The following is a 25,870-nucleotide window of genomic DNA, read 5'->3' on the forward strand; positions in this document are numbered from 1 at the left end:
ATAGGATCATTCAGCCAGAAGGGATGTTTTTTAACCGATGCAGCATTGGATTTTATTGGCTTGGCTGGGGCTGTGTGCGGTGCAGGATATCCGCCAGCGTCATCTCGGCAACGGCTTGACCCTGGGGGGCGCGCTGCTGGCGTTGGGTTACTTGCTATGGGCCGGCAACACCTGGCTGGGCGCCGACGCGGTGGAAGGGGGCAGGGCGCTGTTGCTGGCGTTGCTGCTGACCGTGCCAGGCTACGTGCTGGGCCGAATGGGCGGTGGTGACGTGAAGCTCCTGGCAGCCCTGGGGCTGGCGTCCGACCCTCTGCACCTGTTGGGTAGCTTCATCGGTGCCGCGTTGGCCAGCGGCCTGTGGTGGCTGCTCGCTCCCAGGCTGCTGCCTGCTGTCGACCAACCGCTGGCAAGACCCTTGCGCCACCTCGATCCGCGGCAGGGGCAAAAGTACGCCTTTGCCCCTTTTGTCCTTGTCGGCATGGCCCTGACCCTGTTGTGGACCCGCTAGTCTTGTGCCATCTATCGCTATGTACATAGTCGCAAAGTAGTCTACGTTTATTCTGTACCTGCCCGAAGTGGACGCGGCAGGGCAGGAGCATTCGTCTTGGGCTTGCCAGGCATGGAGTTGCGCGTGAACAAGCTTGTATCCCGCATCAAAGTACTCGTGGTCGACGACCAGTCGCTGATAGTCGAAGAACTTTGCGAGTTTCTTGAAGGCAGCGGTTATCGCTGCGTCCCTTGTGAGTCCAGCCGTCAGGCGATCCAGCAGTTCAATGAAGATGCCGAAATCGGCCTGGTGCTGTGCGACCTGCACATGCCCGATCTCGATGGCATCCAGTTGGTGCAGGAACTGCAGCGTATCGCCGGCAAGCATCGGGTCTTCGAAGCCATCATGCTCACCGGCCAGGCCGACAAGCAGGATGTGATCAAGGCCTTGCGCGCCGGCATCGCCGACTACTACCAGAAACCGATCGACCTCGATGAGCTGCTGGCCGGCCTGCAACGCCAGGAGGCGACCTTGCAGGAACGGCAGAAAAGCCTGCAACTGGGGCATCTGAACCAGAAGCTGCAGTTCCTTTCCGAATCCATCGACGACCTTTACCAGGACCTGGACAAAGTACGTCGCGCGCCACTCGCACCACCGGCGCCGCAGGCATCGGACAAGGGCAGCGGCGAGGGGAAACAGAGCGAAATCCCGGCGATCTTCAATCAGCTGTCGCCCCGGCAACTGGATGTGGCCCGCCTGGTAGGCAAGGGGCAGACCAACTACCAGATTGCCTGTGAACTGGGGATCACGGAAAACACCGTGAAGCTCTACGTGTCCCAGGTACTGCGCCTGACCCATATGCACAACCGCACCCAACTGGCGTTGGCGCTGGCCCCCAGCAACTCGGGGTTGCGCCAGCACGTGACCGCGCACTGACCCCTCCCGACGCGCAGCAAACCCCGGTAGCCCCGAGGGCTTGCTGCGCCCTGCATGTCGGCGTTTACCATTCGGTGTGAGCCGCTGCGTCTTTCCTTTTATCTATTGGGCGAAAGCCCGGGCAATGGCGCTGGCGCCAGGTCCGGCCAGGACGATCAGTAACGCCGGGAAGAGAAACAGCATCATCACGGCGGACATTTTCGCGGACATCTTCGAGATGTATTCCTGCAGGCGCGTCAGGCGCCGGTCATCGAGCAGCAGCTTGAGCGACTGCAACGACTTCATCGCCCCGCCACCCTGGTGGATCAGTTGTTGAAGGATCACGCAGGTATCGGTGAACTCATCGACGGCCAGCAGCCGCGCGGACTTGTTCAGTTCTTCTCCCAGTTCCAGGCCGGAGTCCACCCGGGCCAGCACCAGGCGCAGCTCCTGGGTCAGGGCCGGCAGCAGCTTCTGTGCGTCCTTGCTCAACACCCGCAGGGCCTGTTCCACCGCCATGCCCGACTCGAACAGGATGCGCACCAGGGGAATGAAGGTCGAGATATCGACCGCCAGTTGTTTCTGCCGCCTGCCGGCGGCCATGGCCAACAGACGCTTGGGCAACAGGTAGCCGATGCTCAGGGCGAATACCGGAGCGATCCAGTGGTTTTTTACCGCCGGGAAAAACACTCCCTGGATCACCAGGGTCAGGCCCAGGGCGAGAATCGGTACGCCGATCTGGCAGGCGGCGAACAGCGAGCGTTGCTGCGTGCTGCGCCAGCCCAGGCGGTTGAGCAGCAATTGGGTTTCGTTGTCGAGCCTGATCGCGTGCTGGCCGACCTTGCTGTCGCCCAGCACGTGCAGCCAGTTGCCGAGTGGGTTGTGGCGCGCCAGGTGTCCCTGCAGGCGTTCGGTCACCTGGCGAGTTCGCCGGCGCTGTTCCAGCAAGCTGCCCAGCATCAGCAGCATGGCGGCGAGAAACAACAGGGCACTGATCAGCAAGGCCGTCATGTCAAACACTCCGCAGCATGCGCCAGAGCAGCGCGCAACCGACGACCTGCAAACCGAAGGCGGCCAGCAGCATCATCTGGCCTGAACTCTGGTTCCACATACTCATCAGGTAGGTCGGGTTGGCGATCAGGAAATAGCCGGCCAATGATACCGGCAGGGCAGCGAGGACCATCGCGGTGATGCGGGTTTCGCCGGTCATCGCGCGCAGCTGCCGGGCGGCCTGGTCGCGTTCGCGGATCAGCTTGATCAGGTTTTCCAGCAGCTCGCTGGCATTGCCGCCATAGCGGTGATTGACCTTGAGCCCGAGGGCGAGCAGGCGCAGTTCATCGCGCTCGTACAGTTCGGCGAAGTCCGCCACTGCATCCGGCAGGTTGACCCCCAGCAGCACGTTGCGCTGGACCCGGCCCATGGCGTGCTTCAATGGATTGTCGGCAGCCTCGATGCCGCCCAGCACCGCGTCGGCCAGGGTGCGTCCCGACTTGAGGCTGCGCACGGCATGGTCGAGCAATGGCGGCAGCTGTTCGATCATGCGCTTGAGGCGCCGCCGGTACAGCCAACTGATGTACAGGCGCAGCAGCAGGGGCGGTGCGACGAGCAGGGCGAGCAACCCCGGCCACTTGCCCAGTCCATACCCGAGCATGCAGCCCGCGCCCCAGACCGCCAACCATAGCCCCAGGCGTTCGGTGGGACGACCGAGGCCCGCGCGCAGAAAGGCCCTTTCGAGACGATTCCAGGAGGTCTTTTCCACGTTCGATTGCGGTTGCCCCTGGGCCAGGCGGTCGAGCACCCGGGCGGTGCGGGCCTGGCGCAGGCCGCGGTAGAACATCCAGCCCGACAGCCCCAGCAAGGTCAGGCACAGGACGGCAAGCAGCACGGGACCTAGCATGCGATGGTGCTCCCTGGCTCAGTTGACGGGCAGGTCGGCGTCGCGTCGCAGCTTGTCGCCAGCGGGGTTGGCCGCTTCGCGCAGAAAGCCGAAACCGCTACGACGGTTCAGACGGAACAGGGTGTTGGTGACGTAGATGTTCTCGCGTACGCCGACCACTTCCACCACCTCGCTGACGCAGCGCCGGCCATCGGGCAGGCGCGTCAGTTGAATCACCACGTCCAGGGCCGCGCAGATCATCTGCCGCAGGGTGCGTTCGGCCACCTGGCGACCGGTCAGGCCCACCAGGGTTTCCAGGCGCAGCAGGGCATCCTGGGCATTGTTGGCGTGCACGGTGCTCATGGAACCATCGTGGCCGGTGTTCATCGCCGTCAGTACATCGAGCACTTCGACGCCACGGATCTCGCCGAGGATGATCCGGTCCGGACGCATGCGCAGGGCGTTGCGGATCAGGTCGCTGGCCTTGACCTCGCCGTGCCCTTCGGCGTTCGGCGGACGGGTTTCCAGGCGCACCACATGGGGGTGGCCCAGTTGCAGTTCGGCCACGTCCTCGATGGTCACCAGGCGTTCGTGAGGGTCGATCAACTGGCTGAGGATATTCAGCAGGGTGGTCTTGCCGGTGCCGGTGCCGCCGCTGATCAGGATGTTGCAACGCTTGCCCACGGCCTCCTGGACAAATTCTAAGATCGCCTGGTCGATGGTCTGCATGGCCATCAGGTCGCTGCTCTTGAGCATGTCCTTGCGGAATTTGCGGATCGACAGGCAAGGGCCGTCGAGGGCGATCGGCGGGATGATGGCGTTGACCCGGCTACCGTCGGGCATCCGCGCATCGACCATGGGCGAGGACTCGTCGAGGCGTCGGCCCAGGGGCGCGAGGATGCGTTGCATGACCCGCTCCACATGGTGCGCGTCGATGAAACGCAGGTCGCTCTGGTGCAGCACGCCATCGCGCTCGACGAACACCCGGTGCGGGCCGTTGACCAGGATCTCGGTCACCGCCGGATCGCGCAGCAAGACTTCCAATGGGCCGAAACCGGTGAGTTCGTCCACCAGTTCTTCGGCCAGGCGCTCCATTTCATAGCGGGAAATCGCCAGGTGCAGGCGGGAGATGTACTCGGCCACCTTGTCGGTAATGAAGCGCGCCAGTGCCTGGCGCGAACCTTCCAGCAGGTTTTTTCCCGACTCTTCGATGGCGTCGATGACGTAGCGATGCAGCACCAGTTTCAGGCCCTCGTGATCGGTGTTGCCGACCGGGCTGTGGGACTGGGCGCCGAAAAGTTTTTCTCTGCTCATCGACTTCCCCTGAGGCGCTCGAACCAGCCGGGCTTCGCCGCGGGCAGCCCTTGGGAGCGTCTGGCCAGGCGCTCGCCGAGGGTTTTCAGGGCTTGGGTGAGGCCTTCGCGAGGGGCCAGTTCGAACAGCGTGACGCCCTGGTTTTTCGCGTTGAGACGCACCTCGGGGCTATAGGCCAGGACCGCGATCGCTTCCAGGGCAAAGGTCTTGCCCAGGGTTTGCGCATCCGGAGCGACCCCGCGCAGGTAGCGGTCGACCAATAGGCACGCGTGTTCCAGCTTCATGCCTTTTTCGCGCCAGAGGTTGAGCACCGCAAGGTTGCGGCGGCAGTCGAGCACGCTCTGGTCGGTGTACCAGAGCAACTTGTCGCAATGGCCGACGAAAGTGCGCAGGGCTTCGCTGTCCGGTTGTCCGGTGAGGTTCACCACGATGTGCTGGAAATGCTGGCGCAGGGCGCTGAGCAGCATGTACAACTCGGCGGCGCTGGTGCGCTCCAGCGGCTCGTCATGGCCGGCGTAGGCCAGGATCCGCAGCCCGGCTTCGGTGCTGGTGAAGGCACTGTCGATCAGGGTTGCATCCAGGCGCCGCAGATGGCGCAAGGCATCGCCGAAGTGGAACGAGCTTTCCAGCCCCAGCAGCGCCAGGCTGTCGCCGCGCGGCAGGCCCAGGTCGAGCAACAGGGTCTGCTGGCCGCTCTTCTGCACCACCAGCGCCAGATGGCTGGCGAGCAGCGCGCCATCGGCATCGCTCTGGGTGCCGTAGAGCACGGTCAGGCCGCCGAGCTGGGTGCTTGGCGTGACCTGGGGCAGGCGTTTGCTCAGGCGCCGTACCAGGCCGGCCACCTCGCTGGAGCGCGAGCCGTAGGCCACGAAATCACGAGCCCCGGCGCGCATGGCATTGAGTACCAGTTGGTTGTCCATGCCGTCGCCCAGGGCGACGATGGCCAGCATCGGCTTGGCCTCCAGCGCGCCCTCGATCAACGCCGACTGGGTGACCACATGCTCGCGATCGAGGCCGACGAAGACCAGGCTGGCGAACGTCACATCCACCAGCGCCAGCAACTCGTCGAGGCTGCCGCTGCCCGCGCTGACCACCTGCCCGAGTGGCGCCAGGGCGCCTTGCAGCCATTCCAGGTCGGTGCCGTTGCGGGTGATCGCGAGGAAGGTCTGGCTCAGGTTCTGACTCATTGCGATAGCCCACTGCATTTATTGAAGTTGCGGTTTTCCAGGGAGTACGGGCGGTGCCCGTCCGGGTCGTGGTTGCGTGGTGGGACGTCGCCCTCGACAGGCACACCGCTCGACATCAGGGCCCGGATCAGGCCTTTGAACGGGGGCTTGGAATCATTGGGCATGAGGAGGTGTCCTTGCATGATCAGGGGGTTTGTTGACTCGCTTCGATGCCGCGTATGACTTCTATCTGGGCGCGACGCGCTGTGGCGTCGAACGTTCTGCCGGTGGCGGGACGGGGTGTGGACAGGGCCAGCTGGTTGAACTGGATCAAGGACCTGTCGAGGTTTTGCAGATGCTTCGACGCGCTTTTTTCGCCCGCCCAGTAATGCGCCAGGCGTTTCTCGTCGGCGCTACGTACCGCCAGGCGCAGCACGCCGGCTTGGGCGGCGAGCATCAAGCGGCTCAGCAAGGGTTCCGGGACGGCCAGCAACACGCTGCGCGCGTTCAGGCGACGCTGGTCCTGCTTGAGTTTTTCCTCGGCACTGGTGGGTGGCGACCCCGGCTTGCCATCGTTGGTCAGGCCCAATTGCTCGCCAATGCCAAGCACCCGCAGGGCCGGCACCACGACCTGGGCCGAGGGCAACAGGTTGTTGCTGTCCTGGCGCAGGAACAGCAGCACATCGACGTAGTCGCCAGGGCTCAGTTGCCCGCTGGCGCCGATGACTTCGTCTACCGCGACCGCCAGGGCGCGCTCATCGGGACGGATCATGCGGGCCACGCTACCGCCGGCTTCGAAGCTTTCCTCGCTCAGCCAGGTCCCCGCCGGCAGCGCCCGCCAGGGGGTGCGTCCGATGACCTGATCGAGGCTTTTGAGGCTGCCGGCGGGGGCGGTGCGCAGCCGCTCCAGCGTGACATCGCCGGCCTTGATGGGAACGAACGGAGGTATGTCGCGGACCAGCACCACGACGGGCTGGCGTGTCGCATCTTCGGCGGAAGCCGTGACGGTTTGCACGATGGCGGGGGAAGGCTGCGCTACAGGCTCCGCTGCGGGCCGACGACTCAATGCCACCCCCCAGTAACCGGCAATGAGGGCCCCCACCAGAAACACTCCAGCCAACCCCATGGTGATACGACTGTTCATGACGGCTCTCCCTTTCCTGCCGCATTACCGACTCGCAGATTCCAACGAGCCAATTTCGCAATCAGGCAGCTATGAACATGCAACTATTTCGCTATTTGGAAGGTAGAACAGCTGCTGCAAAACGCCATTACTGCCGGAAAAAATAACTTGGCTCATCCGTGCCCTGTCCGATGTCGCATTTTTTTTGACGCCAGGGAGACGAACTAATACTTAATGATTAATTCGTTCTTACAGTTGTTGGCTGGAGGTTTGTTGACAATGCTGTGGTGGCACATGGGAGTCATGTTGCAACGCTGCAACACTCGGTGCATTGAGGAGAAACCAGATGTTCTTCATTCTCGCCACCCAATGGATCACCCTTCAGGCCTCCCGGCTCCTGCGTTTGCTCAAGAACAACGAGGGGGCGTCAGGGATCGAATACGCACTTATCGCCGGCATGGTGGCCGTGGCCATCTCGACATTTGTACCTGGCATATCGGAGGCTATCTCCGGTACCTTCGAGACTCTGCAAGCGGCATTGGAGGGCAGCACTACCACTGCTCCTAGTGGTGGCGGCTAGTAATACCGGTCCTCAAGGTTTTATCGAGGCGTATCAGTACGCAGTCACTTTCAGGTATTGCCCATGAGCTCCTCTTCTTCACCACGCCAGCAGCTTCTTCTCGTGGATGATGAAGAGGACGTGCTGCTCGAGCTGGCCGAGTTGCTGGAGGGTGAAGGCTTCTGTTGCTTCACCGCGACCTCGGTCAAGCTCGCCCTGGCCCATCTCACTCAACACCCGGACATCGCGCTGGTCATCACCGACCTGCGCATGCCGGAGGAGAGTGGCCTGTCGCTGATCAGGCGACTGCGCGATCACACATCCCGCCAGCACCTGCCGGTGATCGTCACCTCGGGCCATGCCGACATGGATGACGTCAGCGACCTGTTGCGCCTTCAAGTGCTGGACCTGTTCCGCAAACCCATCTACCACGTGCGCCTGCTGGAAACCCTGAACACCCTGTTCCCGCAGCCGTACGTTCATCTGGTCAAGCCCTGAGTCTTCCCGCTCTTTCCCATGCTCTATTCTTGGTGCCGCCGGTTTGACTTCTTGATGAAGCCATAATGATGGCTTTTCTGCATTCCCCACCACTTGTTCCGGCGCTTTGCGGAGAAGCCGGCAGGGCTGCCTGAAAGACACCGGTGCGCCTGCCGAAACTTGTCGTCTGCGTTTCTGCGGTCACTGCATAAACCAACCGATGACCTGTGGGAATAACCAGGATGTGCCTTTGAAACATCCTCTTGGATGGGGAACGACTCGATGTGAGTTTACTTTCGTGAAAACCACCATTTAACGTCCCGTTTAGCAGGGAGTGCAAATAGATGTATAAAAATGCAGATAAAAGCAATCCAGCCAATGAGTGGGTATTCTGAAACTATCTCCGGTCGATGACCCAGAAATAGAAAGTCATTGTTTTGAAGAATGTCCATATAAGGCACAACAAATAATCCATTAAATATTAGGCAGGAATAGAGTTTGGCATGATTTAAGTTGCTGCCAGATAGACGTATCTTTAAGAGGTAGGCAACAAAGATGCCACAGGCGGCCAATACAGGGAATACCCATAAAATCATTTTTCAGTCTCTTGGTATACCTGCTTTCCTGTTTGGAAATCGGTATATATTTCAAAGCCCATAGCGCTAGCCCCCATGCCTTTGTAGGATCGCACATAGTCTGCTTTGACATACCTGAACAAGCGCCAAGCATCTGGTTTTAATACATATTGACTAAGAGCATGTACAGACAGCCCTAGATCGGTTACCCCATAGGCTATATTCCCTTCGCGTTCTCCGTAACCAATGGATTTTGCTGCTGCTTGATACCCCTTCCTGATTGGGCCCTCTGTATCCGTACGATCCTCTAAGAGGTTGCGCCCATTTTCATAAACATTATTGGCTCCATGGGCCATGATCGGCACGCCGGCCACGAGACACAGTGTGCCGGCTGAGCCGAAGCATATCCCTGCGCCTGTTACAATTTGCATTGCCCCTGCAATTGTGCCTGCCCCTTTTTTGGCGACCTCCCATGACTGACTCAGCAAACTGCTCTGTTCGTTTTTTATATCCTCCAGGCCTTGCTCAAGGCTTTTTTTACCCTGTGCAACGTCATTAACAATACTTTTTGCGTAATAAGCAACTTCGCGGTTGAATTGCAAGCGTAGAGTAGCGTCTTTGATGTGCCTAGCGCCTAATGTGCTGGCCTGGCTTCCTAGTTTTCTAGCGGCGTCACTGACCAGCCAATAATCGCAACGGCTGGGTTGGCAATTGTCATCTATTGGCCTCACTCGTTGTTTCCCCACGTACTGTGTCCACTGGTCCCAGCAGAGTGGTGGGTCCAGGTGATTTCCCTATAACGAATGGCGACATGTTCTTGCGGTTCAGCATCGTTCTGCAATAGAGCGTGGGGCATTTCAAGTGTCAGATCGGCAATGACTCCACCACTGATCGAAACGGAGTAGAATTTTTCCTGCATGCCCAAAGACGATACTCGGTAAAAGTTGATGATGCAGTTTATTTCCTCTCTGCTTGAAAGTGCTTGAGCGATGAGCGGCGAGGACTTGTCAACATTTTTGGTTATTGTGACTGGGCTATGTGTTGGTTTATTAATGTTTTCGATATTAATCATATTGTGACTGTAAGAGAGCACCATGATTTCGTCGGTATGTCCTGCCTGACACTTATTACCGATAGAGTCTTGGGTTGAACAACCTGCAGAAATGAGTCCTTGCGTCTTGCCGGTGATGGTCATGTAACCGTGGTTAGCCATACGTGACACTCCTTTTAGTCAGCCGAGCAATCCTATTGCAGGGAAGGGCAGGTGTGTTGTAGGGCAATTCTGAAAATCTATACAAGTCTATGAGCGGCGTCGTGGGCCTGGACCTCTATCAGTCGACCATCACCGGCCAGGTGCTCAGCAAGTAGCCAACTCAACACCGTTACCACCAGCGTTGCATCGTCGGTACGCGACAGCTACGAAACGAGCCTGGGCGCGACCTATCGTATCGGTGCCTGGAGCCTGGGCGGTTCGTACAACTACCTGACCAAGACCGACTTCTCTGCCGACACCTTCACCGCCAAGGTGCGCTACGACTTCTGATGCTCGCCGGAACAAGACGACCCGCTTTCGAGCGGGTCGTTTTCGTTTGTCTTGAGGGGTTTCTTACAGTTGGTAGCTGAAACTCAGGGTGTAGCGCGGGCGCCGGTTGTGGGTGTCCAGCGCTTCATCGGACATCGGCTTGGCCGCTTCGAGGGAGATGTTGTAGTACTTGGCGTCGCCAAAGCGCAGGCCGACGGCGGCCGATGACAGGCTGTTGCCCTTGACCGGCAGCTCGTTGAACCAGGTGCGCGAGCGATCCAGCACCACGTACGGCTGGAGGATTCGCAACCAGCGGTCTTCGCGATTGAAGCTGTAGTTCACCTCGTAGGCCACGCCCCAACCCTTGTCGCCGGAGGCTTGGTCGTCGGGGTAACCGCGGCCGAAGTTCTGTCCGCCGAACACCGCGCGCTCGCTGTCGGGCAGGTTGTCGCGGCTCCAGTACAGGGCCGCCGACATCACCCCTTGCCAGTTGTCGAAGAACTTGTCGCTCTGCACGCCGGACAGGCGCACGCGGAAGAAGTCCAGGTCATACAGGTCGTTGTTGGTCTTGGCGCCCAGGGCGTCCAGCCCCTGGTACACCCCGGCACTGAGAATCCTCAGTTGTCGTGCATTGGCCTTGCGCCAATCGCCCTCGAAGGCCAGGGCGCGAACGTCGGTTTTCAGTTCGACGCTCTGCGGATAACCCACCACTTGATAGCGGGTCTTGTCGTTGACCGCGTACAGGCGCGAACCCAGGATCAGCAGCTCGTTGGGCGACGCGATGACCGGGTGGCTCAAGCCTATGGAGTAGCGATCGTTCTCTCGGTGGGGCTTGAGTTCGAGGCCGTTGGTGAGCCGCACATTGGTCCCCGGGTCGGCGCGGTAGCGTGTGCCGTACAGGCTCAGTTGGGTGCCTTCGTCATTGAGAAACTGGTTGTAGTCCAGGCGGTAGTAGTGCTCATGATCGTCCCCCGGCGGGAACAGGCCGCTGAGGGTTACCTGCTCGCCCATGGAGGTCTGCGAGTTGCTGCTGAGCGCCAGCAGGGCTTGCAGGCCATTGCGGTTGTCGTCGGTGGTGCTGAGGCTGCTGGTGAAGGGTTTGCGGCTGGCCTGGGCAATCAGGTAGGCCGCGCCGTCGGTGGTGCCCGGTGGCGGCACCTGGGCTTGCAGGGTGACCCCGGGAATGCGGCTCATCAGGGTGGTGTAGTGCTCGAAGGTCTTGCGGGTCAGCGGCCGTTCGGCCTTGAGTTTTGCCACCAGTTTGTCGAGGTAGGCCGAGACCGGGCCGATATCGCCCTGCAATTGATAGTCCTTGATGTAGCCTTCCACCAGGACCACGCGCACGGTGCCCTGCTCGAAGCTCTGTTGCGGCAGGAACGCATAGGACAACAGGTAGCCGTCCTGCTGGTAGCGGCGGGTGATTGCCCGGGTGGCCTCGATCAGTTGCGCCAGGGTGCTTGCATGGCCGATCAGCGGCTTGTAGATCTCCGCCAGCTCGTTCAGCGGATAGAGGGTGCCACCTTCGATCTGCACGGTGCTGACGTTGACCGTGGTGCCCATCATCAGGGGCTGGGCCTGGGGTTCCATGGGCGGCGCCAGCTTGGGCACCGGGGTCGTGGGGCGATAGGCGTCGGCCGGCAGGTTGGGCACCGGCAGGTTGCGGATGGTTTCGTTGCTATTGAGAAAGCTGGGAAGGTTTTCGGCGTGGACGTATGAGCAAAGGGAGACTAACAGCAAGGGAGCCAAAGCGCGCATAGGACACTCCATGGTCAAGTCGCAGCAACGCGAGAGGTACTTCAGTCGGCGGCGCTTGTCAGGGTCTTGGCCTTGATCAAGTACTGCAACCGTCATGCTCCAGACAAGAAAAAGACGAGAGACTCAATCGAATCCCTCGTCTCCAACCAAGCGTAGGCGCTGTAGGTAGGGCCGTCGAATCGGCCAGGTGCAAAACGCTTATCGGCTGCCGCCCAGGGTTCCGGTCAAGCCACCGAGTACACCGCCCAGCACGCCGGTGGTGCCTGTGGTCCCGCTGCCGCTGGTGGTGCCGCCGTTGACCAGGGTCCCGACCGTGGCGACGGTAGCGCCCACGGTGTTGACGGTCTGGCCGACGGTGCTCACCACAGGGTTGGGGGCGCTGGCGGTGATGCTGGTGCCTACCGTGCTGACGGCGCCGCCTACCTGGGTGAGCAGACCGGCGACGGGGCTGCCCACTCCGGTTGTGGCACCTGCTTGCTGGGTCAGGCCAGTGACGGTACTGGTGACCGGGTTCAACGCTGCGCCGACCGTGGCGCCGACACCGGCCAGTGGCGCAGTGGCGCCGACATTGGCGACACCGGTGCCACCCAGGGCTCCGCCCACCGAGGCCACGACGTTGCCGACCGAGGCACCGCTTACACCCGCGGCACTGACCAGGGTGTTGGTGTTGCCCGCATTCAAGCCGTTACCCAGGTTGACCACCGCACCGCCGACGGTTTCCAGCAGGCCTGCGCCGCCGATACCGCCACCTGTGCCCGAGCCGCTGGTGGTCACCAGGCCTCCTGCCGTGGTGGCGGTGGTACCGATGTTGTTCAGGGCGCCACCGAGGGTATTGGTCAGCGGGTTGCCGCCGCCGGTGGCGGTGATTTTGTTACCCAGGCTGTCGACCACGCTGCCGACCTGGGTGACCAGCCCGTCGACCGGGGTACCCAGGCCGGTCGTGCTGCCCACCTTGCCGGTCAGGCCTTCTGCCAGGGTGACGACCGGTACCAGCAGGTTGTTGCCCACCTTGTCTGTCACTGTCCCCAGGGGGCCGCTGCTGGTCACGGTGGTGAGGGTGTCGCCGAGCATGCTGACCTTGCTGCCGACGCCGTCGAGTACCGGCGCCACCCGGGTGACCACGCCGCCCACCAGGGGAATACTGCTGGTGCTGGTGGCCAGTCTGCCGCTGATGTCCGAGACGCCGTCGCCGACGTCCGATACCACGTTGCCGACGATGGCCGTGGTCTTGCTCAAGGCCTGTGGATCGCTGCCCAGTTGGCCGAGGCCATTGGTCAGGCCATCGCCTACGGTGTCGACCACATTGCCGGAGGTGTTCACCGCGCTTTGCAGTACCCCACCGACTACCGGAAGCGGAGTCAGCGCGTTGCTGAGGGTGCTGACACCGTCGCCGACGCCGCTGATGGTGGTGCCGAGGTCAGACACCAGGGTCGAGGTGACCAACGGGGTGGTGGTGGGTGTAGTCGGGCCGGTCGGATCCGTTGGATTGGTCGGATCGGTCCCGCCACCCGTGCCTCCGGTCCCGCCAGTGCCGCCCGTGCCACCGGTGCCTGCGGTGCCGCCGCCGGTACCACCTGTACCATCAGTGCCGCCGGTACCGCCTGTGCCTGCGGTGCCACCACCGGTTCCGCCTGCGCCACCCGAACCATCGCCTGCGCCGCCGGAACCACTGTCGGCACCTGCCGCGCTGTCAGGCGAGGAGCTGCCGGAACTGCTCTTGTGGCCGCCACCGCCGCTGCTGCAGCCGGTCAGGCCGAGGGCCAGGATCAGGGCCAGTGCTGTGCTTGTTTTCAACCAGACTTGAGTTTTCATGAGTGAGATTCCTTGCACCTGTTACAACGTTTTGTTGTTTTCGATAACTCCCCAGTTCTGTTGCTGGAGATGTTTTCGTCCGTTGTCGCTATAAAAGGTCCAAGGGCTTTTTTTCACCATTCTCAACTTGGTATTAACAACTTATATATCGACTGTTTTTGCTCCTGCGAAGGGATTAATGCCAAAGGCGTGGTGAGCGCATCTGCTCTTAGTAAACTGTTATTAATCAGTAACTTGTGTTTTTTGATTGCAAAGTCTCAGGGCGCCTCAACGAAAGTTATATATATACAATTAATGGCCAGGCGACCCCGTCACGGATTTGGCGTCAACTTGCCTTATAATCCGCAGCCTGGACTTTCTTTGGAGAAACTTTATGCCTGCCCCTGTCTGGTGGCTGCTTTGCCTGCCGGTGATTGCCGGTGCCTTCCTACCCCTGCAAGCGGGAATCAACGGCCAATTGGCCAAGCAGGTTTCCAGCGTGCTGGCGGCGGCGTTGATCTCGTTTTTTGTCGGTACCCTGGCCTTGCTGGTCCTGACCATGGCCCAGCGCGAAGTGCCCGGCCTGAGTGCCTTGAAAAGCCTGACCTGGTGGCATTGGTGTGGCGGTCTGCTGGGGGCGTTTTTCATTGCCACCGCGGCCTTCGCCGGGCCGCGGATCGGCGCCATGCTGTTCATGGCCCTGGTGCTGGCCGGGCAGTTGGGCATGGCCCTGGCGCTGGACCATTTCGGTTGGGCGGGTTTTCGCGAGGCGCCCATCAGCCTCGGCAAGATTGCCGGGCTGGTGCTGATCCTGGCGGGTGTGTTCCTGATTCGTCGCGGTTGAGGTGGGCTCAGGCCAGCGGTTGCCAATGCCCGCTCATATGCTCCAGGTCGCCCACGCCGATCAGGCGCAGGTCACCGCTCGAACCCGCGGCGCTTGCCAGCAGGCACACCTCGCTGGGCAGGCGCACCGGCTTTCGGAAGTCCACGGCAATCTCGATATCGGCCGCCGGCAAATGCTCGCTCAATGCCGCCAGGGTCCGCGCCTTGTTCCACAGGCCGTGGGCGATGGCCTGGGGGAAACCGAACATTCGGGCGCTCACGGCGCTCAGATGAATCGGGTTGTAGTCGCCGGACACCCGGGCGTAACGCCGACCGATATCGGCGGGGGCTTGCCAGCGCGTCAGCTCGCTGAGGCTGGCCTCGCCCCGGGGCTCTTCGGCCGGTGCTTCGCCCGGCAGTTGCACGCCCCGGCAGAGCATCCGGCTTTGCGCTTCCCACAGGGGCCCGAGAGCGTCGTCGACGCTGGTCAACAGATCGAAGACCGCGCCTTTGGCATGGGGCTGCAAGTTGTCCACACGCACCCCGATGCTCAAGTTGCCGACCCCACCCATGGGCCGCAGCACGCGAATGCGGTTGGCCAGATGGATCAGCCCCAGCAGCGGAAAGGGAAAGTCCCTGGCGGTCAGCAATTGCATCTGCAGGGCGAACGCCAGTACATGGGGATAGGTCGGCGGCAGCAAGCCGTTATCGGTAAAACCGCAGACCTGGCGATAGGCTGCAAGCTTCGCCGGCTGCACGCTCACCGGGCGGCGCAGGCCATACTCAGGCAGCTCGGTGCCGGTGATCCTGCGGCGGGTCGCGGCCTTCCAGTACAGCTCGGGCAGGTTCGGCGGGGTATCCAGCTCATGCCATTGCAGACTCATGTTCACGCTCCCAATACGCTTTGCCCACAGACGCGCAGCGCTTGCCCGGTGATCGCACCGCTACCCGGCTGGCCGAGCCAGGCCACGGCTTCGGCGACATCCTGCGGCAGGCCGCCTTGCCCCAGTGAACTCATGCGCCGTCCGGCTTCGCGCAAGGCGAACGGAATGTGCGCGGTCATCTGGGTTTCGATAAAGCCCGGGGCCACGGCGTTGATGCTGATGCCGCGCGTCTGCAACAGCGGTGCCCAGGCCTGGGCCAGGCCGATCAGCCCGGCCTTGCTCGCCGCATAGTTGGTCTGCCCGCGATTGCCGGCGATACCGCTGATGGACGCCAGCAGGATCACCCGGCCGTTGTCGCGCAGGGTGCCGCTGTCCAGCAGTGCCTGGGTCAGCACTTGCGGGGCGTCGAGGTTGACCGCCAGCACCGCGTCCCAGAATTCCGGGGTCATGTTGGCCAGGGTCTTGTCGCGGGTGATCCCGGCGTTGTGCACCACGATATCGATGCCGTCCGGCAACTGTTCCACCAGCCGGGTCGCGGCGTCTTCGGCGCAGATATCCAGGGTGATCGCATGGCCGCCCAGGCGCGCGGCCAGGGCTTCGAGGTCGGTCTTGGCGGCGGGCACGTCCAGCAGCACCACCTGGGCGCCGTCCCGGGCCAGGGTTTCGGCGATTGCCGCGCCAATGCCGCGCGCCGCGCCGGTGACCAGGGCCCGCGCGCCGGCCAAGGGCCGGGTCCAGTCATGGACCTGGGTGGCGCAGGGGTTCAGGCGAATCGCCTGGCCGGAGACATAAGCGCTTTTCGGCGAGAGAAAGAACCGCAGCGCGCCTTCCAGCTGGCTTTCGGCCCCCTCACCGACGTACAGCAATTGCAGGGTGGCGCCGCTGCGCAGCTCCTTGGCCAGCGAACGGCTGAAGCCCTCCACGGCGCGCTGGGCGCTGGCGGCGAACGGGTCGTCGAGGGTTTCCGGGGCACGGCCGAGAATCACCAGGTGCGCGCTGGGCTCGAGGTTCTTCATCAGCGGCTGGAAAAATTCGCGCAATTGCTTGAGCTGGCCGGTCTGCAGGATATCGCTGGCGTCGAACACCACGGCCTTGAGCCTGGGGCCGTGGCCGGGAATCCAGGCCGTGGCGAGGGTCGGATCGGTGCCGTAGCTGTAGATACTCTCGGTCAACCGCGGGGCGATGGCGCTGATCTGCCGGGTCAGCGGGCCGCCGCCGATCAGCAGCGCGCCTTCGACCGGGCGCATGCGGCCTGCTTGCCAGCGCTCCAGACGTACCGGCGACGGCAGGCCAAGGGCCCCGACCAGGCGATGGCCGATGGACGAGTTGGCGAAGTCGATGTAACGATCTGACATGAAACACTCTCCGGTCAGGTTGTCTGAAAACTACTGCGGGCTTCGCGCGCAATCCTGCGTTAAAAACAGGCTCGTGCGCGAGTCCGATCGGAATGCTCATTTAGGTGCTTAAAGTCGCCGGCGACCCCGGCCGTTCCTCACCTGTTTTTGCCTTGTCTTGCCTTCGCTCGCTACGTTTTCAAGCAGTCTGATTGCTGGGGTTCAAAGTGTGGACCACGAGGGGCCTTCGGTCGTTCGATATACAACCTACGCTTGTCGGTTGTGCCACTCACAGAATAGGGAGCTTTCCATGATTCAGCTGCGTCGTGTTGCGATTATCGGCGGCAACCGCATCCCCTTCGCCCGTTCCAACGGGCCTTACGCCACCGCGAGCAACCAGGCCATGCTTACCGCGGCCCTGAAAGGCCTGATCGAACGCTACAGCCTGCACGGCTTGCGCCTGGGCGAGGTGGCCGCCGGCGCGGTGCTCAAGCATTCCCGGGATTTCAACCTGACCCGCGAATGCGTGCTCGGCTCGCGCCTGTCGCCGACCACCCCGGCCTACGATATCCAGCAGGCCTGCGGCACCGGCCTGGAAGCAGCGTTGCTGGTGGCCAACAAGATCGCCCTGGGGCAGATCGACTGCGGTATCGCCGGTGGCGTCGATACCACCTCGGACGCGCCGATCGGGGTCAACGAAGGGCTGCGCAAGATCCTGCTGCAGGCCAACCGCGGCAAGACCCTGGGCGACAAGCTCATGACCTTCCTGCAACTGCGCCCCCGGCACCTCAAGCCGGAACTGCCGCGCAACGGCGAGCCGCGTACCGGCTTGTCCATGGGCCAGCACTGCGAGCTGATGGCACAGACCTGGAACATTCCCCGCGACGAGCAGGATCGACTGGCGCTGGAGAGCCATCAGAAAATGGCCGCCGCCTATGCCGAGGGTTGGCACGACGATCTGATGACTCCTTTCCTCGGCCTGACTCGCGACAACAATCTGCGCCCGGACCTGACCCTGGAAAAGCTGGCGTCGTTGAAGCCGGTGTTCGAGCGCAGCGACAAGGGCACCCTGACCGCGGGCAACTCCACGCCGTTGACCGATGGCGCGTCCCTGGTGCTGCTGGGCAGTGAGGAGTGGGCGAAGGCGCGTGGCTTGCCGATCCTCGCCTATCTGCGCGACGGCGAAGCGGCGGCGGTGGATTTCGTCCACGGCGCGGAAGGGCTGCTGATGGCCCCGGTCTACGCGGTGCCGCGCTTGCTGGCGCGCAACGGCCTGACACTGCAAGACTTCGACTATTACGAAATCCATGAGGCCTTCGCTGCGCAGGTGCTGTGCACGCTCAAGGCCTGGGAAGATGCGGACTACTGCAAGACCCGCCTGGGGCTGGACGCGCCCTTGGGTGCCATCGACCGCAGCCGGCTGAATGTCAAAGGCAGTTCGCTGGCCGCCGGGCATCCGTTCGCCGCCACCGGCGGGCGGATTGTCGCCAACCTGGCGAAACTGCTGGAGGTGGCGGGGAAGGGACGAGGCCTGATTTCGATCTGCGCCGCCGGTGGCCAGGGTGTGACGGCGATTGTCGAGCGCTGAGGGCCCAGCCGTTTGCGCAGTGGCGACCCCTGCAGGAGCGAGTTCGCCAGCGTCTGTCGCATATACCCTGGCCTTTGGTAACGGGCAGCCGCCGAGCACTGGGCTATGATCCAGGTCGGTCGAGCGTGTCGACATGACGGGTTGACTTGGCACATTGAGTGCATCCGTCCGGTCGCAGGTCGGTAACCTCTCCCCGCGGTGCGAGGATTGCCGTATAAGGAGTGACATTCGCGTGTTTGGTAATAAAGGACCCCTGATAAAAGCTGATGAAGACTCCAAAACGCATTGAACCCCTGATCGAGGACGGTCTGGTCGACGAGGTGCTGCGCCCACTCATGAGTGGTAAAGAAGCAGCTGTTTATGTGGTGCGCTGTGGCAACGAATTACGTTGCGCCAAGGTTTACAAGGAGGCGAACAAACGAAGTTTTCGTCAGGCGGCCGAGTATCAGGAAGGCCGCAAGGTACGCAACAGCCGTCAGGCTCGCGCGATGGCCAAGGGGTCCAAGTTCGGGCGCAAGGAGGCCGAGGACGCCTGGCAGAACGCCGAAGTGGCGGCGCTGTTCCGCCTGGCCAATGCCGGCGTGCGGGTGCCCAAGCCGTTCGACTTCCTCGAAGGCGTGCTGCTGATGGAGTTGGTGGCGGATGAATACGGCGATGCCGCGCCGCGTCTGAACGATGTGGTGCTGGAGCCGGATCAGGCCCGCGAATATCACGCCTTCCTGATTTCCCAGATCGTGCTGATGCTGTGTACCGGTCTGGTGCACGGTGACCTGTCCGAGTTCAACGTGCTGTTGACCCCCGATGGCCCGGTGATCATCGACCTGCCCCAGGCGGTGGATGCGGCGGGCAACAACCATGCCTTCAGCATGCTGGAGCGGGATGTCGGCAACATGGCGTCCTACTTCGGGCGGTTTGCCCCGGAGCTCAAACGCACCCGTTACGCCAAGGAGATGTGGGCGTTGTACGAAGCCGGCACCCTGCACCCGGCCAGCGTCTTGACCGGCGAGTTCGACGATCCGGAAGAACTGGCGGATGTCGGCGGCGTGCTGCGGGAGATCGAGGCGGCGCGCCTGGACGAGGAGCGGCGCCAGGCCATGCGCATGGCCGACGACGCGCCACCGACCAAGTCCGAGGAACCCCCGCCTCCGCCCTGGATGCAGTGATTCACGGGCACAAAAAATCCGGCAATGGCCGGATTTTTTGTGCCCGTGAATCACGTAGCCGCTGCCGCAGGCTGCGATAAGGCTCGAAGAGCCTTCCAGCGATCTCGAAGAACACGTCCTCTTCGCCCGGAATGCCACCCAGACCGATCACAGCCTACGGCAGCGGCTACAGATCATGGGTGCAGGCAGCCCCGCCCGAAGCAAGGTCCTTGAGGATCGGACAATCCGGACGATGGTCGCCCTGGCAGTGCTGCACCAGGTCCTGCAGGGTGTCGCGCAGCCCGGCCAGCTCGGCGATTTTCCGGTTGAGCTCGTCGATGTGCTGGCGGGCCAGGGCTTTGACATCGGCGCTGGCGCGCTGGCGGTCCTGCCACAGGGTCAGCAGCTTGCCCACTTCCTCCAGGGAAAACCCCAGGTCCCGCGAGCGCTTGATAAACGCCAGGCTGTGCAGGTCGTCATTACCGTACAGGCGGTAGCCGCTGTCGCTGCGATGGGCCGGCCTGAGCAGGCCAATGGACTCGTAGTAGCGGATCATCTTGGCGCTCAGGCCGCTCTTGCGGGCTGCTTGGCCGATGTTCATCGGGCGTCCTCCAGGTCTTTGGGTTTCCAGGTTTTCAACAGTAGCGCATTGCTCACCACGCTGACGCTGGACAGCGCCATGGCCGCCCCGGCCAGCACCGGGTTGAGCAGGCCGAACGCCGCCAGCGGAATGCCGATCAGGTTGTAGACGAAGGCCCAGAACAGATTCTGGCGGATCTTCGCGTAGGTCTTGCGGCTGATCTCCAGGGCCGCCGGCACCAGGCGCGGGTCGCCGCGCATCAGGGTGATCCCCGCCGCGTGCATCGCCACATCGGTCCCTCCGCCCATGGCGATGCCGATATCGGCGGCGGCCAGGGCCGGGGCGTCATTGATACCGTCGCCGACCATCGCCACCACGCCGGTCTTTTTCAGTTCGGCGACTGTGGCGGCCTTGTCGGCGGGCAGCACTTCGGCGTGCACGTTGGTAATGCCCAGGGCCTCGGCGACCACCTTGGCGCTGCCGCGGTTGTCGCCGGTCAGCAGGTGGCTGCCGATATGGCGCGCGCCCAGTTGTTGCACCGCTTGCAGGGCGCCGGGCTTGAGGGTATCGCCAAAGGCGAACAGGCCCAGTACACGGGGTTGCGGCTGTTGTTCGATCAGCCAGGACAGGGTGCGGCCTTCGGCTTCCCAGGCTTGGGCCGAAGCTGCCAGGTCGCCGGCCTGCAGGCCGCTGTCTTCCAGCAGGCGCCGGTTGCCCAGGGCCAGTTGGCGCCCGTCGAGGGTGCCGGCGATGCCGCGGCCGGTCAGGGACTGGCTGGCGCTGACGTCGGCCACCGCCAACTGGCGCTCGGTGCACAGGTCGAGAACGGCCTTGGCCAGCGGGTGCTCGCTGCCGCGTTGCAGGGCGCCAGCCATTTGCAGCAGGCGGTCTTCGTCGCCATCGACCGCATCCAGATGAGCGATGCGCGGCGTGCCGGAGGTCAGGGTGCCGGTCTTGTCGAAGACCACCGCGCTGACTTCATGGGCGCGCTCCAGGGCTTCGGCGTCCTTGATCAGGATCCCGTGGCGGGCGGCGACGCCGGTGCCGGCCATGATCGCGGTCGGCGTGGCCAGCCCTAGCGCGCAGGGACAGGCGATGACCAGCACCGCGACCGCGTTGATCAGTGCGGTTTCCAGCGGCGCGCCATACAGCCACCAGCCGATCAGCGTCGCCAGGGCCAGCACCAGTACCGCCGGCACGAACACCTGGCTGACCCTGTCCACCAGCTTCTGGATCGGTGCCTTGCCGGCCTGGGCGTCTTCCACCAGGCGGATGATGCGCGCCAGCACGGTTTCCGCGCCGAGGGCCAGGGTCCGCACCAGCAGCCGGCCTTCGCCGTTGATGGCGCCGCCGGTCACCGGGTCGCCGGGCTGTTTCGGCACCGGCAGGCTCTCGCCGCTGATCAGGGCTTCGTCGGCATGGCTCTGGCCTTCGACTACTTCGCCGTCCACCGGGAAGCGCTCGCCGGGCTTGACCAGCACCAGGTCGTTCAGGCGCAGGGCGCTGATCGCCACTTCCTGCTCAAGGCCGTCGACGACCAGGATCGCCCGTTCCGGGCGCAAGGCTTCGAGGGCACGGATGGCACTGGCGGTCTGGCGCTTGGCGCGGCTTTCCAGGTACTTGCCCAGCAGCACCAGGGCGATCACCACGGCCGAGGCCTCGAAGTACAGGTGCGGCATGCCGTCGGCGGGGGTGATGGCCCACTGGTACAGGCTCAAGCCATAACCGGCGCTGGTGCCCAGGGCCACCAGCAAGTCCATGTTGCCGGCACCGGCGCGCACGGCTTTCCAGGCGGCGACATAAAAACGCGCACCGAAGATGAATTGCACCGGCGTGGCCAGGACGAACTGCGCCCAGGCCGGCAGCATCCAGTGCAGGCCAAAGGGCTGCACCACCATGGGCAGTACCAGCGGCAGGGCCAGCAGGACCGCCAGCACCAGGGACCAGCGTTCGCGCTGCAGGCGTTGCTGCTGATCGTCGCGTTCGGGGTGTTCGGCCTGCCACAGGGTGGCGGAGTAGCCGGCCTTGTCGACGGCGGCGATCAGGCTGGCGCTATCGACCTGGCCCAGCAGATCGACGTGCGCGCGTTCGTTGGCCAGGTTGACGCTGACCCGGGTGACCCCGGCCACCTTGGCCAGGGCCCGTTCGACACGGCCGACGCAGGAGGCGCAGGTCATGCCGCCGATATTCAGTTCCAGGCTGTGGGCCGGCACGCTATAGCCGGCATCCTGCACGGCGGCCATCAGTGCCGGCAGGCTGTCGCTGGGCGCCTGGACACGGGCCTGTTCGGTGGCGAGGTTGACGCTGACGGCCATGGCCCCCGCGACCTTGCTCAAGGCGCGTTCCACGCGCCCGGCGCAGCTGGCGCAGGTCATGCCGGCAATCGGCAGGTCAAAAGTGGTTGATTCGGACATCACTGACACTCCCTGTAAACGGTTGTCGACAGGATCAACCTTGCCATGTTGGCAAGGTCAAGCGCCATGGTGCGGGGGGCTTCAATCTGTCTCGGTGACGCCTGATCAGGATCGTCGCCCGTACCGGTTCCGGGGAGGGACAGGGCGCAGGCGACGATCCGGCGCTTCAGTATCCCAGGCCGGTGCGTTGGAGGTTTAGGCCCGACGGGCTCATGGCGATGCGGAACTTCAGCACGTCGCCGGCCTTGAGGCTGATGTCCTGGGAGCCTGGCGCGAGCATGCCCGGGTTGCAGCCCGGCATCTGCCCCGGCAGCAGTTTCAGGCGCAGCGAGACTTTGCCCGGCGGCAGGTTGAAGGACGTGGCTTGTTCCTGGAACAGCCGGCCCGCCAACTGGTCCTGGATGTACAGGCCGATTTCGCAGGACGTGGCGACTTCCAGCCGTTCCCGGGAAATGATCAGGACGCCGTAGTCCTCGCCGGCGGCGTTGACCGAAGGGGTGGCCGCGATCAGGCCGAGGAGGCTGAACAGGCTGATAACCGACCAGCGCATGGCTGAATCTCCTAGTGTCGTGTCGTTGAGGGGTGAAGCTTGGCCGAGCCCGTCGCCGATTGCCAGCCCGGCAGATGCATCCGGAACTTGACCTTGCCATGATGGCAAGGTCGAGACTGGCGGCAACCCTCACTACAGGAGAAGCGTCATGCAAGTGTTCAATGTCGAAGGTATGTCCTGCGGTCACTGCGTCCGGGCCATCACTCAGGCGGTGCAGAGCAAGGACCCGGCGGCCAGCGTCAAGGTCGATCTCGGGGCCAGGGAAGTGGGCGTGGAAAGCCGCTTGTCCGCCGACGAGGTGATCAGCCTGATCAGCGAAGAAGGCTATGCGGTCAAGCTGGCCTGAGCGGATTTGACCGGTCTTTTTAATAGTTAGCGACCTATCGGAATGTTCAAGGCTTCCAAGCGCGGATAGACTGTCGGGCTGCCGACCGACCCGCACCTGGATGCCTGATGAACCTTCGCACAATCCTGATTCTCGGCGCCCTGAGCGCCTTCGGTCCTCTGGCCATCGACTTCTATCTGCCGGCGTTTCCGGCGATGGCGCTGGCCTTTGGCACCGATGAAAAACACGTTCAGCTGACCCTGGCGGCCTACTTCCTCGGCCTGTCCATCGGCCAGCTCGCCTACGGTCCCGTGGCCGACCGCTTTGGCCGGCGCATTCCGTTGCTGGTCGGGGTGGGGCTGTTCACCCTGGCGTCCCTGGCCTGTGCCTACGCGCCGAACCTGGAGTGGCTGATCGGTGCGCGCTTCGTCCAGGCACTGGGCGGCTGCGCGGGCATGGTGATTTCCCGGGCGGTGGTCAGCGACAAGTGCGACGCGGTGGGGTCGGCCAAGGTGTTTTCCCAGCTGATGCTGGTCATGGGGTTGGCACCGATCCTGGCGCCGATGCTCGGCGGCCTGCTGGTGAATCTCTACGGCTGGCAGTCGATCTTCATCATGCTGACCCTGTTCAGCGCCCTGGCCGGTCTGGCGGTAGCCCTGGGCTTGCCGGAAAGCCTGCCGGCCCATGTGCCGCGCCAGCCGTTGTCCGGCGCCTTGCGCCAGTACGGTCGGCTGCTGGCCGACCGAGTGTTTCTCGGCCATGCCCTGACCGGAGGCATCGCCATCGCCGGGATGTTCGCCTACATCGCCGGTTCGCCGTTCGTTTTCATCAAGCTCTACGGTGTGCCGGCCGAGCACTTCGGCTGGTTCTTCGGGGTCAACGCCGGCGGCTTCATCCTGGTGGCGCAGCTCAATGCACGGTTGCTGGCCAAGCGCGGTCCGGCGTTCCTGCTGGCGCGCACAGTGTGGATCTACCTGTTGGGGGGCCTGGCGCTGCTCGCCGTCAGTTCGCTGCATCCGGCACAACTCTGGCCGCTGCTGGTGCCGCTGTTCATTTGCATCGCCAGCCTGGGTTGCATCCTTCCCAATGCCTCGGCCTGCGCCATGAACGGTCAGGGCGCACGGGCCGGCAGCGCCTCGGCGATGCTCGGCTGCCTGCAGTTCAGCGTGGCGGCCGGCGCCGCGGCGCTGGTGGGCGTGCTGCACGACGGCAGCGCCGTGCCGATGGCGACGGTCATCAGCCTGTGTGGGATTCTGGTGGTGACGCTGGCGATGGTCACCCGGAAATTGCAGAACGCCAGGGCGCTGCAAGCCGCCCAGCTGTAATCAGCCGGCGGCGCGCTGTTGGCTTTCGGGGAATCGATGGGGAGCGTGCAGACGCGTTTCCAGCGTATTGGCAAAGGCTCGGGCTTCGGCCTCGCTGCGGAAGGTCACCGCATGCTGGTCGAGTTGAACCTGCCATTGGGTGCCTTGGGATTTTGCCAATTCTTTTATCAGGATCTTCATTGCTGACCTCCTCGCGTAAAAGACTGCATTGCAAAGGCCCCCAGTGTAGACCCGAATACGGTCGCAAGTATGACAAGGGCCAACTGTCGGACTGACGGCATCCTGCCCTTTTCCTGAGCCGGCAGGACACCGTCCGCTCCCTGCCTCAGAACCCTTCCAGCACGATCTTGCCCTTGGCCTTGCCGCTCTCCAGCAAGGCGTGAGCGCGCCGCAGGTTGGCCGCGTTGATAGTGCCGAAGTGCTCGCCGAGGGTGGTCTTCAGGGTGCCAGCGTCGATCAGCTCGGCGACGCGATTGAGCAGCTTGTGCTGTTCCTGCATGTCCGCGGTCTCGAACAGCGAGCGGGTGTACATGAACTCCCAGTGCAGCGACAGGCTCTTGCGCTTGAGCTTGGTCACATCGAGGGTTTTCGGATCGTCGATCAGCGCCAGCCGGCCCTGGGGCGCGAGCGCCTCGACCAACTCGTCCAGGTGCGCATCGGTCTGGGTCAGGCTGGCGACATGGGTGATGCTGGCCTGGCCGGCCTTCTTCAGCTCCTGGCTCAGCGGCTGGCTATGGTCGATCACCAGGTCGGCACCCAGCTCGCGTACCCAATCCTGGGTTTCAGCGCGTGAGGCGGTGCCTATGACCTTGAGGCCGGTGAGCTGGCTGGCCAGTTGGGTGAGGATCGAACCGACGCCGCCGGCCGCACCGACAATCAACAGGCTCTGCTGCCGATCGGCCTGGCCTTCGGCGATCTGCAGGCGCTCGAACAGCAGTTCCCAGGCGGTGATCGCGGTCAGTGGCAGGGCGGCGGCTTCGGCGAAGCCCAGGCTCTTGGGCATATGGCCGACGATGCGCTCGTCCACCACATGCAGTTCGCTGTTGCCGCCGGCGCGGGCGATCGAGCCGGCGTAGAACACCTTGTCGCCGGCCTTGAACAGGCTGACTGCGCTGCCCACCGCCTTGACCACTCCGGCCACGTCCCAGCCCAGCACCTTGGCGGCGCCGCCTTCAGGCTGGACGTTCTGGCGGACCTTGGTGTCCACCGGGTTGACCGAGATGGCTTTGACTTCCACCAGCAGGTCGCGTGGGCCGGCGACCGGTTCCGGCAGTTCGATGTCTTGCAGGGACAAAGGATCGTTGATCGGCAGGGAGGCGTAGTAGGCGATGGCTTTCATGGTGAGT

Annotated in this window: 26 protein-coding genes; 9 read left to right on the top strand and 17 right to left on the bottom strand. The window is 63.2% G+C overall.

Annotated features, from left to right (window positions below; all coding sequences use genetic code 11):
• The first annotated feature begins 37 nt into the window (after positions 1–37).
• Both IF690_RS04365 and IF690_RS04370 read left to right on the top strand, forming a co-directional pair.
• On the top strand, positions 38–508 hold the full coding sequence (locus tag IF690_RS04365) for a prepilin peptidase (RefSeq protein ID WP_202698976.1): 471 nt from the start codon (positions 38–40) through the stop codon (positions 506–508).
• Positions 509–631: 123 nt separating this feature from the next.
• Positions 632–1,423 carry a response regulator transcription factor gene (locus IF690_RS04370; RefSeq protein WP_202698977.1) on the top strand — a complete coding sequence of 264 codons (792 nt, stop codon included), beginning with the start codon at positions 632–634 and terminating at the stop codon, positions 1,421–1,423.
• Between the two features lie 102 nt (positions 1,424–1,525).
• On the opposite strand, the gene IF690_RS04375 is transcribed toward IF690_RS04370, so the two are convergent.
• Genes IF690_RS04375 through cpaB form a run of 6 tightly spaced genes read right to left on the bottom strand, consistent with a single transcriptional unit; the run spans position 1,526 to position 6,902 of the window.
• Entirely contained in the window at positions 1,526–2,413 is an 888-nt protein-coding gene (locus tag IF690_RS04375; RefSeq protein WP_202698978.1) for a type II secretion system F family protein, read from the bottom strand.
• A gap of 1 nt (position 2,414) precedes the next feature.
• On the bottom strand, positions 2,415–3,299 hold the full coding sequence (locus IF690_RS04380; protein ID WP_202698979.1) for a type II secretion system F family protein: 885 nt from the start codon (positions 3,297–3,299) through the stop codon (positions 2,415–2,417).
• Between the two features lie 18 nt (positions 3,300–3,317).
• Positions 3,318–4,592, bottom strand: a complete 1,275-nt coding sequence (locus tag IF690_RS04385; protein ID WP_202698980.1) for a TadA family conjugal transfer-associated ATPase — start codon at positions 4,590–4,592, stop codon at positions 3,318–3,320.
• Positions 4,589–5,779 (bottom strand): CpaE/TadZ family protein, encoded by a 1,191-nt coding sequence (locus IF690_RS04390; RefSeq protein WP_202698981.1) that lies wholly within the window; start codon positions 5,777–5,779, stop codon positions 4,589–4,591. Before IF690_RS04390 ends, IF690_RS04385 begins: the two co-directional genes overlap by 4 nt.
• Complete coding sequence (locus tag IF690_RS04395) at positions 5,776–5,943, bottom strand: hypothetical protein (RefSeq protein WP_202698982.1); 168 nt, start codon at positions 5,941–5,943, stop codon at positions 5,776–5,778. Before IF690_RS04395 ends, IF690_RS04390 begins: the two co-directional genes overlap by 4 nt.
• A gap of 20 nt (positions 5,944–5,963) precedes the next feature.
• A complete protein-coding gene (cpaB, locus tag IF690_RS04400; RefSeq protein WP_202698983.1) occupies positions 5,964–6,902 on the bottom strand; it encodes a Flp pilus assembly protein CpaB in 939 nt (312 codons plus the stop codon).
• Positions 6,903–7,227: 325 nt separating this feature from the next.
• On the opposite strand from cpaB, the gene IF690_RS04405 reads away from it, so the two are divergent.
• Positions 7,228–7,461, top strand: a complete 234-nt coding sequence (locus tag IF690_RS04405; protein ID WP_202698984.1) for a Flp family type IVb pilin — start codon at positions 7,228–7,230, stop codon at positions 7,459–7,461.
• 63 nt (positions 7,462–7,524) lie between these two features.
• On the top strand, positions 7,525–7,938 hold the full coding sequence (locus tag IF690_RS04410) for a response regulator (RefSeq protein WP_202698985.1): 414 nt from the start codon (positions 7,525–7,527) through the stop codon (positions 7,936–7,938).
• 571 nt (positions 7,939–8,509) lie between these two features.
• Here the strand turns inward: IF690_RS04410 and IF690_RS04415 are convergent.
• The 4 genes from IF690_RS04415 to IF690_RS04430 form a co-directional block, all read right to left on the bottom strand.
• Entirely contained in the window at positions 8,510–9,223 is a 714-nt protein-coding gene (locus IF690_RS04415) for a DUF4225 domain-containing protein (RefSeq protein WP_202698986.1), read from the bottom strand.
• Positions 9,220–9,705, bottom strand: coding sequence for an Hcp family type VI secretion system effector (locus IF690_RS04420; protein ID WP_202698987.1), 486 nt, complete (start codon positions 9,703–9,705; stop codon positions 9,220–9,222). Before IF690_RS04420 ends, IF690_RS04415 begins: the two co-directional genes overlap by 4 nt.
• Positions 9,706–10,098: 393 nt before the next feature.
• Positions 10,099–11,769: a ShlB/FhaC/HecB family hemolysin secretion/activation protein gene (locus IF690_RS04425; RefSeq protein ID WP_202698988.1), complete on the bottom strand. Its 1,671-nt coding sequence runs from the start codon at positions 11,767–11,769 to the stop codon at positions 10,099–10,101.
• A 198-nt stretch (positions 11,770–11,967) separates the two neighbouring features.
• On the bottom strand, positions 11,968–13,581 hold the full coding sequence (locus tag IF690_RS04430; protein WP_202698989.1) for a collagen-like triple helix repeat-containing protein: 1,614 nt from the start codon (positions 13,579–13,581) through the stop codon (positions 11,968–11,970).
• A gap of 373 nt (positions 13,582–13,954) precedes the next feature.
• On the opposite strand from IF690_RS04430, the gene IF690_RS04435 reads away from it, so the two are divergent.
• Complete coding sequence (locus IF690_RS04435) at positions 13,955–14,404, top strand: DMT family transporter (protein ID WP_202698990.1); 450 nt, start codon at positions 13,955–13,957, stop codon at positions 14,402–14,404.
• Positions 14,405–14,411: 7 nt separating this feature from the next.
• Here the strand turns inward: IF690_RS04435 and IF690_RS04440 are convergent, their stop codons facing one another.
• Both IF690_RS04440 and IF690_RS04445 read right to left on the bottom strand, forming a co-directional pair.
• Positions 14,412–15,266 carry a MaoC family dehydratase gene (locus IF690_RS04440; protein ID WP_202698991.1) on the bottom strand — a complete coding sequence of 285 codons (855 nt, stop codon included), beginning with the start codon at positions 15,264–15,266 and terminating at the stop codon, positions 14,412–14,414.
• 2 nt (positions 15,267–15,268) lie between these two features.
• The gene (locus IF690_RS04445; RefSeq protein ID WP_202698992.1) at positions 15,269–16,621 is read right to left on the bottom strand and encodes a 3-oxoacyl-ACP reductase; all 1,353 of its coding nucleotides are present in this window, start codon (positions 16,619–16,621) and stop codon (positions 15,269–15,271) included.
• A gap of 289 nt (positions 16,622–16,910) precedes the next feature.
• On the opposite strand from IF690_RS04445, the gene IF690_RS04450 reads away from it, so the two are divergent.
• Positions 16,911–18,188 (top strand): acetyl-CoA C-acetyltransferase, encoded by a 1,278-nt coding sequence (locus IF690_RS04450; protein WP_202698993.1) that lies wholly within the window; start codon positions 16,911–16,913, stop codon positions 18,186–18,188.
• Positions 18,189–18,454: 266 nt separating this feature from the next.
• Positions 18,455–19,351 (top strand): PA4780 family RIO1-like protein kinase, encoded by an 897-nt coding sequence (locus IF690_RS04455; protein WP_025807928.1) that lies wholly within the window; start codon positions 18,455–18,457, stop codon positions 19,349–19,351.
• Positions 19,352–19,517: 166 nt separating this feature from the next.
• On the opposite strand, the gene cueR is transcribed toward IF690_RS04455, so the two are convergent.
• The 3 genes from cueR to IF690_RS04470 all read right to left on the bottom strand — a co-directional run bounded on the left by cueR (position 19,518) and on the right by IF690_RS04470 (position 22,874).
• Positions 19,518–19,931, bottom strand: coding sequence for a Cu(I)-responsive transcriptional regulator (cueR, locus tag IF690_RS04460; RefSeq protein ID WP_202698994.1), 414 nt, complete (start codon positions 19,929–19,931; stop codon positions 19,518–19,520).
• Positions 19,928–22,324, bottom strand: coding sequence for a heavy metal translocating P-type ATPase (locus tag IF690_RS04465; RefSeq protein ID WP_202698995.1), 2,397 nt, complete (start codon positions 22,322–22,324; stop codon positions 19,928–19,930). The genes cueR and IF690_RS04465 overlap by 4 nt, the downstream gene beginning before the upstream one ends.
• 166 nt (positions 22,325–22,490) lie before the next feature.
• A complete protein-coding gene (locus IF690_RS04470) occupies positions 22,491–22,874 on the bottom strand; it encodes a hypothetical protein (RefSeq protein ID WP_202698996.1) in 384 nt (127 codons plus the stop codon).
• Between the two features lie 148 nt (positions 22,875–23,022).
• On the opposite strand from IF690_RS04470, the gene IF690_RS04475 reads away from it, so the two are divergent.
• Both IF690_RS04475 and IF690_RS04480 read left to right on the top strand, forming a co-directional pair.
• Positions 23,023–23,220: a heavy-metal-associated domain-containing protein gene (locus IF690_RS04475; RefSeq protein ID WP_007923288.1), complete on the top strand. Its 198-nt coding sequence runs from the start codon at positions 23,023–23,025 to the stop codon at positions 23,218–23,220.
• A gap of 107 nt (positions 23,221–23,327) precedes the next feature.
• Positions 23,328–24,524 carry a multidrug effflux MFS transporter gene (locus IF690_RS04480; protein WP_202698997.1) on the top strand — a complete coding sequence of 399 codons (1,197 nt, stop codon included), beginning with the start codon at positions 23,328–23,330 and terminating at the stop codon, positions 24,522–24,524.
• Here IF690_RS04480 and IF690_RS04485 read toward each other — a convergent pair whose 3' ends face one another.
• The gene (locus IF690_RS04485; RefSeq protein ID WP_053277307.1) at positions 24,525–24,704 is read right to left on the bottom strand and encodes a hypothetical protein; all 180 of its coding nucleotides are present in this window, start codon (positions 24,702–24,704) and stop codon (positions 24,525–24,527) included. It abuts the gene before it with no gap.
• 145 nt (positions 24,705–24,849) lie between these two features.
• Complete coding sequence (locus IF690_RS04490; RefSeq protein ID WP_202698998.1) at positions 24,850–25,863, bottom strand: zinc-binding alcohol dehydrogenase family protein; 1,014 nt, start codon at positions 25,861–25,863, stop codon at positions 24,850–24,852.
• Positions 25,864–25,870 lie beyond the last annotated feature (7 nt).

It is taken from the genome of Pseudomonas sp. SK3(2021) (genome assembly GCF_016772375.1).
GTDB classification, from domain to species: Bacteria; Pseudomonadota; Gammaproteobacteria; order Pseudomonadales; family Pseudomonadaceae; genus Aquipseudomonas; species Aquipseudomonas chlororaphis_I.

Bases quoted from the DNA above. Each gene is read 5' to 3' on its own strand.
- IF690_RS04395 (WP_202698982.1), bottom strand. From the start codon at position 5,943: ATGCCCAATGATTCCAAGCCCCCGTTCAAAGGCCTGATCCGGGCCCTG.
- IF690_RS04465 (WP_202698995.1), bottom strand. From the start codon at position 22,324: ATGTCCGAATCAACCACTTTTGACCTGCCGATTGCCGGCATGACCTGC.
- cueR (WP_202698994.1), bottom strand. From the start codon at position 19,931: ATGAACATCGGCCAAGCAGCCCGCAAGAGCGGCCTGAGCGCCAAGATG.
- IF690_RS04490 (WP_202698998.1), bottom strand. From the start codon at position 25,863: ATGAAAGCCATCGCCTACTACGCCTCCCTGCCGATCAACGATCCTTTG.
- IF690_RS04390 (WP_202698981.1), bottom strand. From the start codon at position 5,779: ATGAGTCAGAACCTGAGCCAGACCTTCCTCGCGATCACCCGCAACGGC.
- IF690_RS04445 (WP_202698992.1), bottom strand. From the start codon at position 16,621: ATGTCAGATCGTTACATCGACTTCGCCAACTCGTCCATCGGCCATCGC.
- IF690_RS04435 (WP_202698990.1), top strand. From the start codon at position 13,955: ATGCCTGCCCCTGTCTGGTGGCTGCTTTGCCTGCCGGTGATTGCCGGT.
- IF690_RS04485 (WP_053277307.1), bottom strand. From the start codon at position 24,704: ATGAAGATCCTGATAAAAGAATTGGCAAAATCCCAAGGCACCCAATGG.
- IF690_RS04420 (WP_202698987.1), bottom strand. From the start codon at position 9,705: ATGGCTAACCACGGTTACATGACCATCACCGGCAAGACGCAAGGACTC.
- cpaB (WP_202698983.1), bottom strand. From the start codon at position 6,902: ATGAACAGTCGTATCACCATGGGGTTGGCTGGAGTGTTTCTGGTGGGG.
- IF690_RS04385 (WP_202698980.1), bottom strand. From the start codon at position 4,592: ATGAGCAGAGAAAAACTTTTCGGCGCCCAGTCCCACAGCCCGGTCGGC.
- IF690_RS04405 (WP_202698984.1), top strand. From the start codon at position 7,228: ATGTTCTTCATTCTCGCCACCCAATGGATCACCCTTCAGGCCTCCCGG.
- IF690_RS04470 (WP_202698996.1), bottom strand. From the start codon at position 22,874: ATGCGCTGGTCGGTTATCAGCCTGTTCAGCCTCCTCGGCCTGATCGCG.
- IF690_RS04375 (WP_202698978.1), bottom strand. From the start codon at position 2,413: ATGACGGCCTTGCTGATCAGTGCCCTGTTGTTTCTCGCCGCCATGCTG.
- IF690_RS04410 (WP_202698985.1), top strand. From the start codon at position 7,525: ATGAGCTCCTCTTCTTCACCACGCCAGCAGCTTCTTCTCGTGGATGAT.
- IF690_RS04430 (WP_202698989.1), bottom strand. From the start codon at position 13,581: ATGAAAACTCAAGTCTGGTTGAAAACAAGCACAGCACTGGCCCTGATC.
- IF690_RS04380 (WP_202698979.1), bottom strand. From the start codon at position 3,299: ATGCTAGGTCCCGTGCTGCTTGCCGTCCTGTGCCTGACCTTGCTGGGG.
- IF690_RS04455 (WP_025807928.1), top strand. From the start codon at position 18,455: ATGAAGACTCCAAAACGCATTGAACCCCTGATCGAGGACGGTCTGGTC.
- IF690_RS04425 (WP_202698988.1), bottom strand. From the start codon at position 11,769: ATGCGCGCTTTGGCTCCCTTGCTGTTAGTCTCCCTTTGCTCATACGTC.
- IF690_RS04480 (WP_202698997.1), top strand. From the start codon at position 23,328: ATGAACCTTCGCACAATCCTGATTCTCGGCGCCCTGAGCGCCTTCGGT.
- IF690_RS04475 (WP_007923288.1), top strand. From the start codon at position 23,023: ATGCAAGTGTTCAATGTCGAAGGTATGTCCTGCGGTCACTGCGTCCGG.
- IF690_RS04450 (WP_202698993.1), top strand. From the start codon at position 16,911: ATGATTCAGCTGCGTCGTGTTGCGATTATCGGCGGCAACCGCATCCCC.
- IF690_RS04440 (WP_202698991.1), bottom strand. From the start codon at position 15,266: ATGAGTCTGCAATGGCATGAGCTGGATACCCCGCCGAACCTGCCCGAG.
- IF690_RS04365 (WP_202698976.1), top strand. From the start codon at position 38: ATGCAGCATTGGATTTTATTGGCTTGGCTGGGGCTGTGTGCGGTGCAG.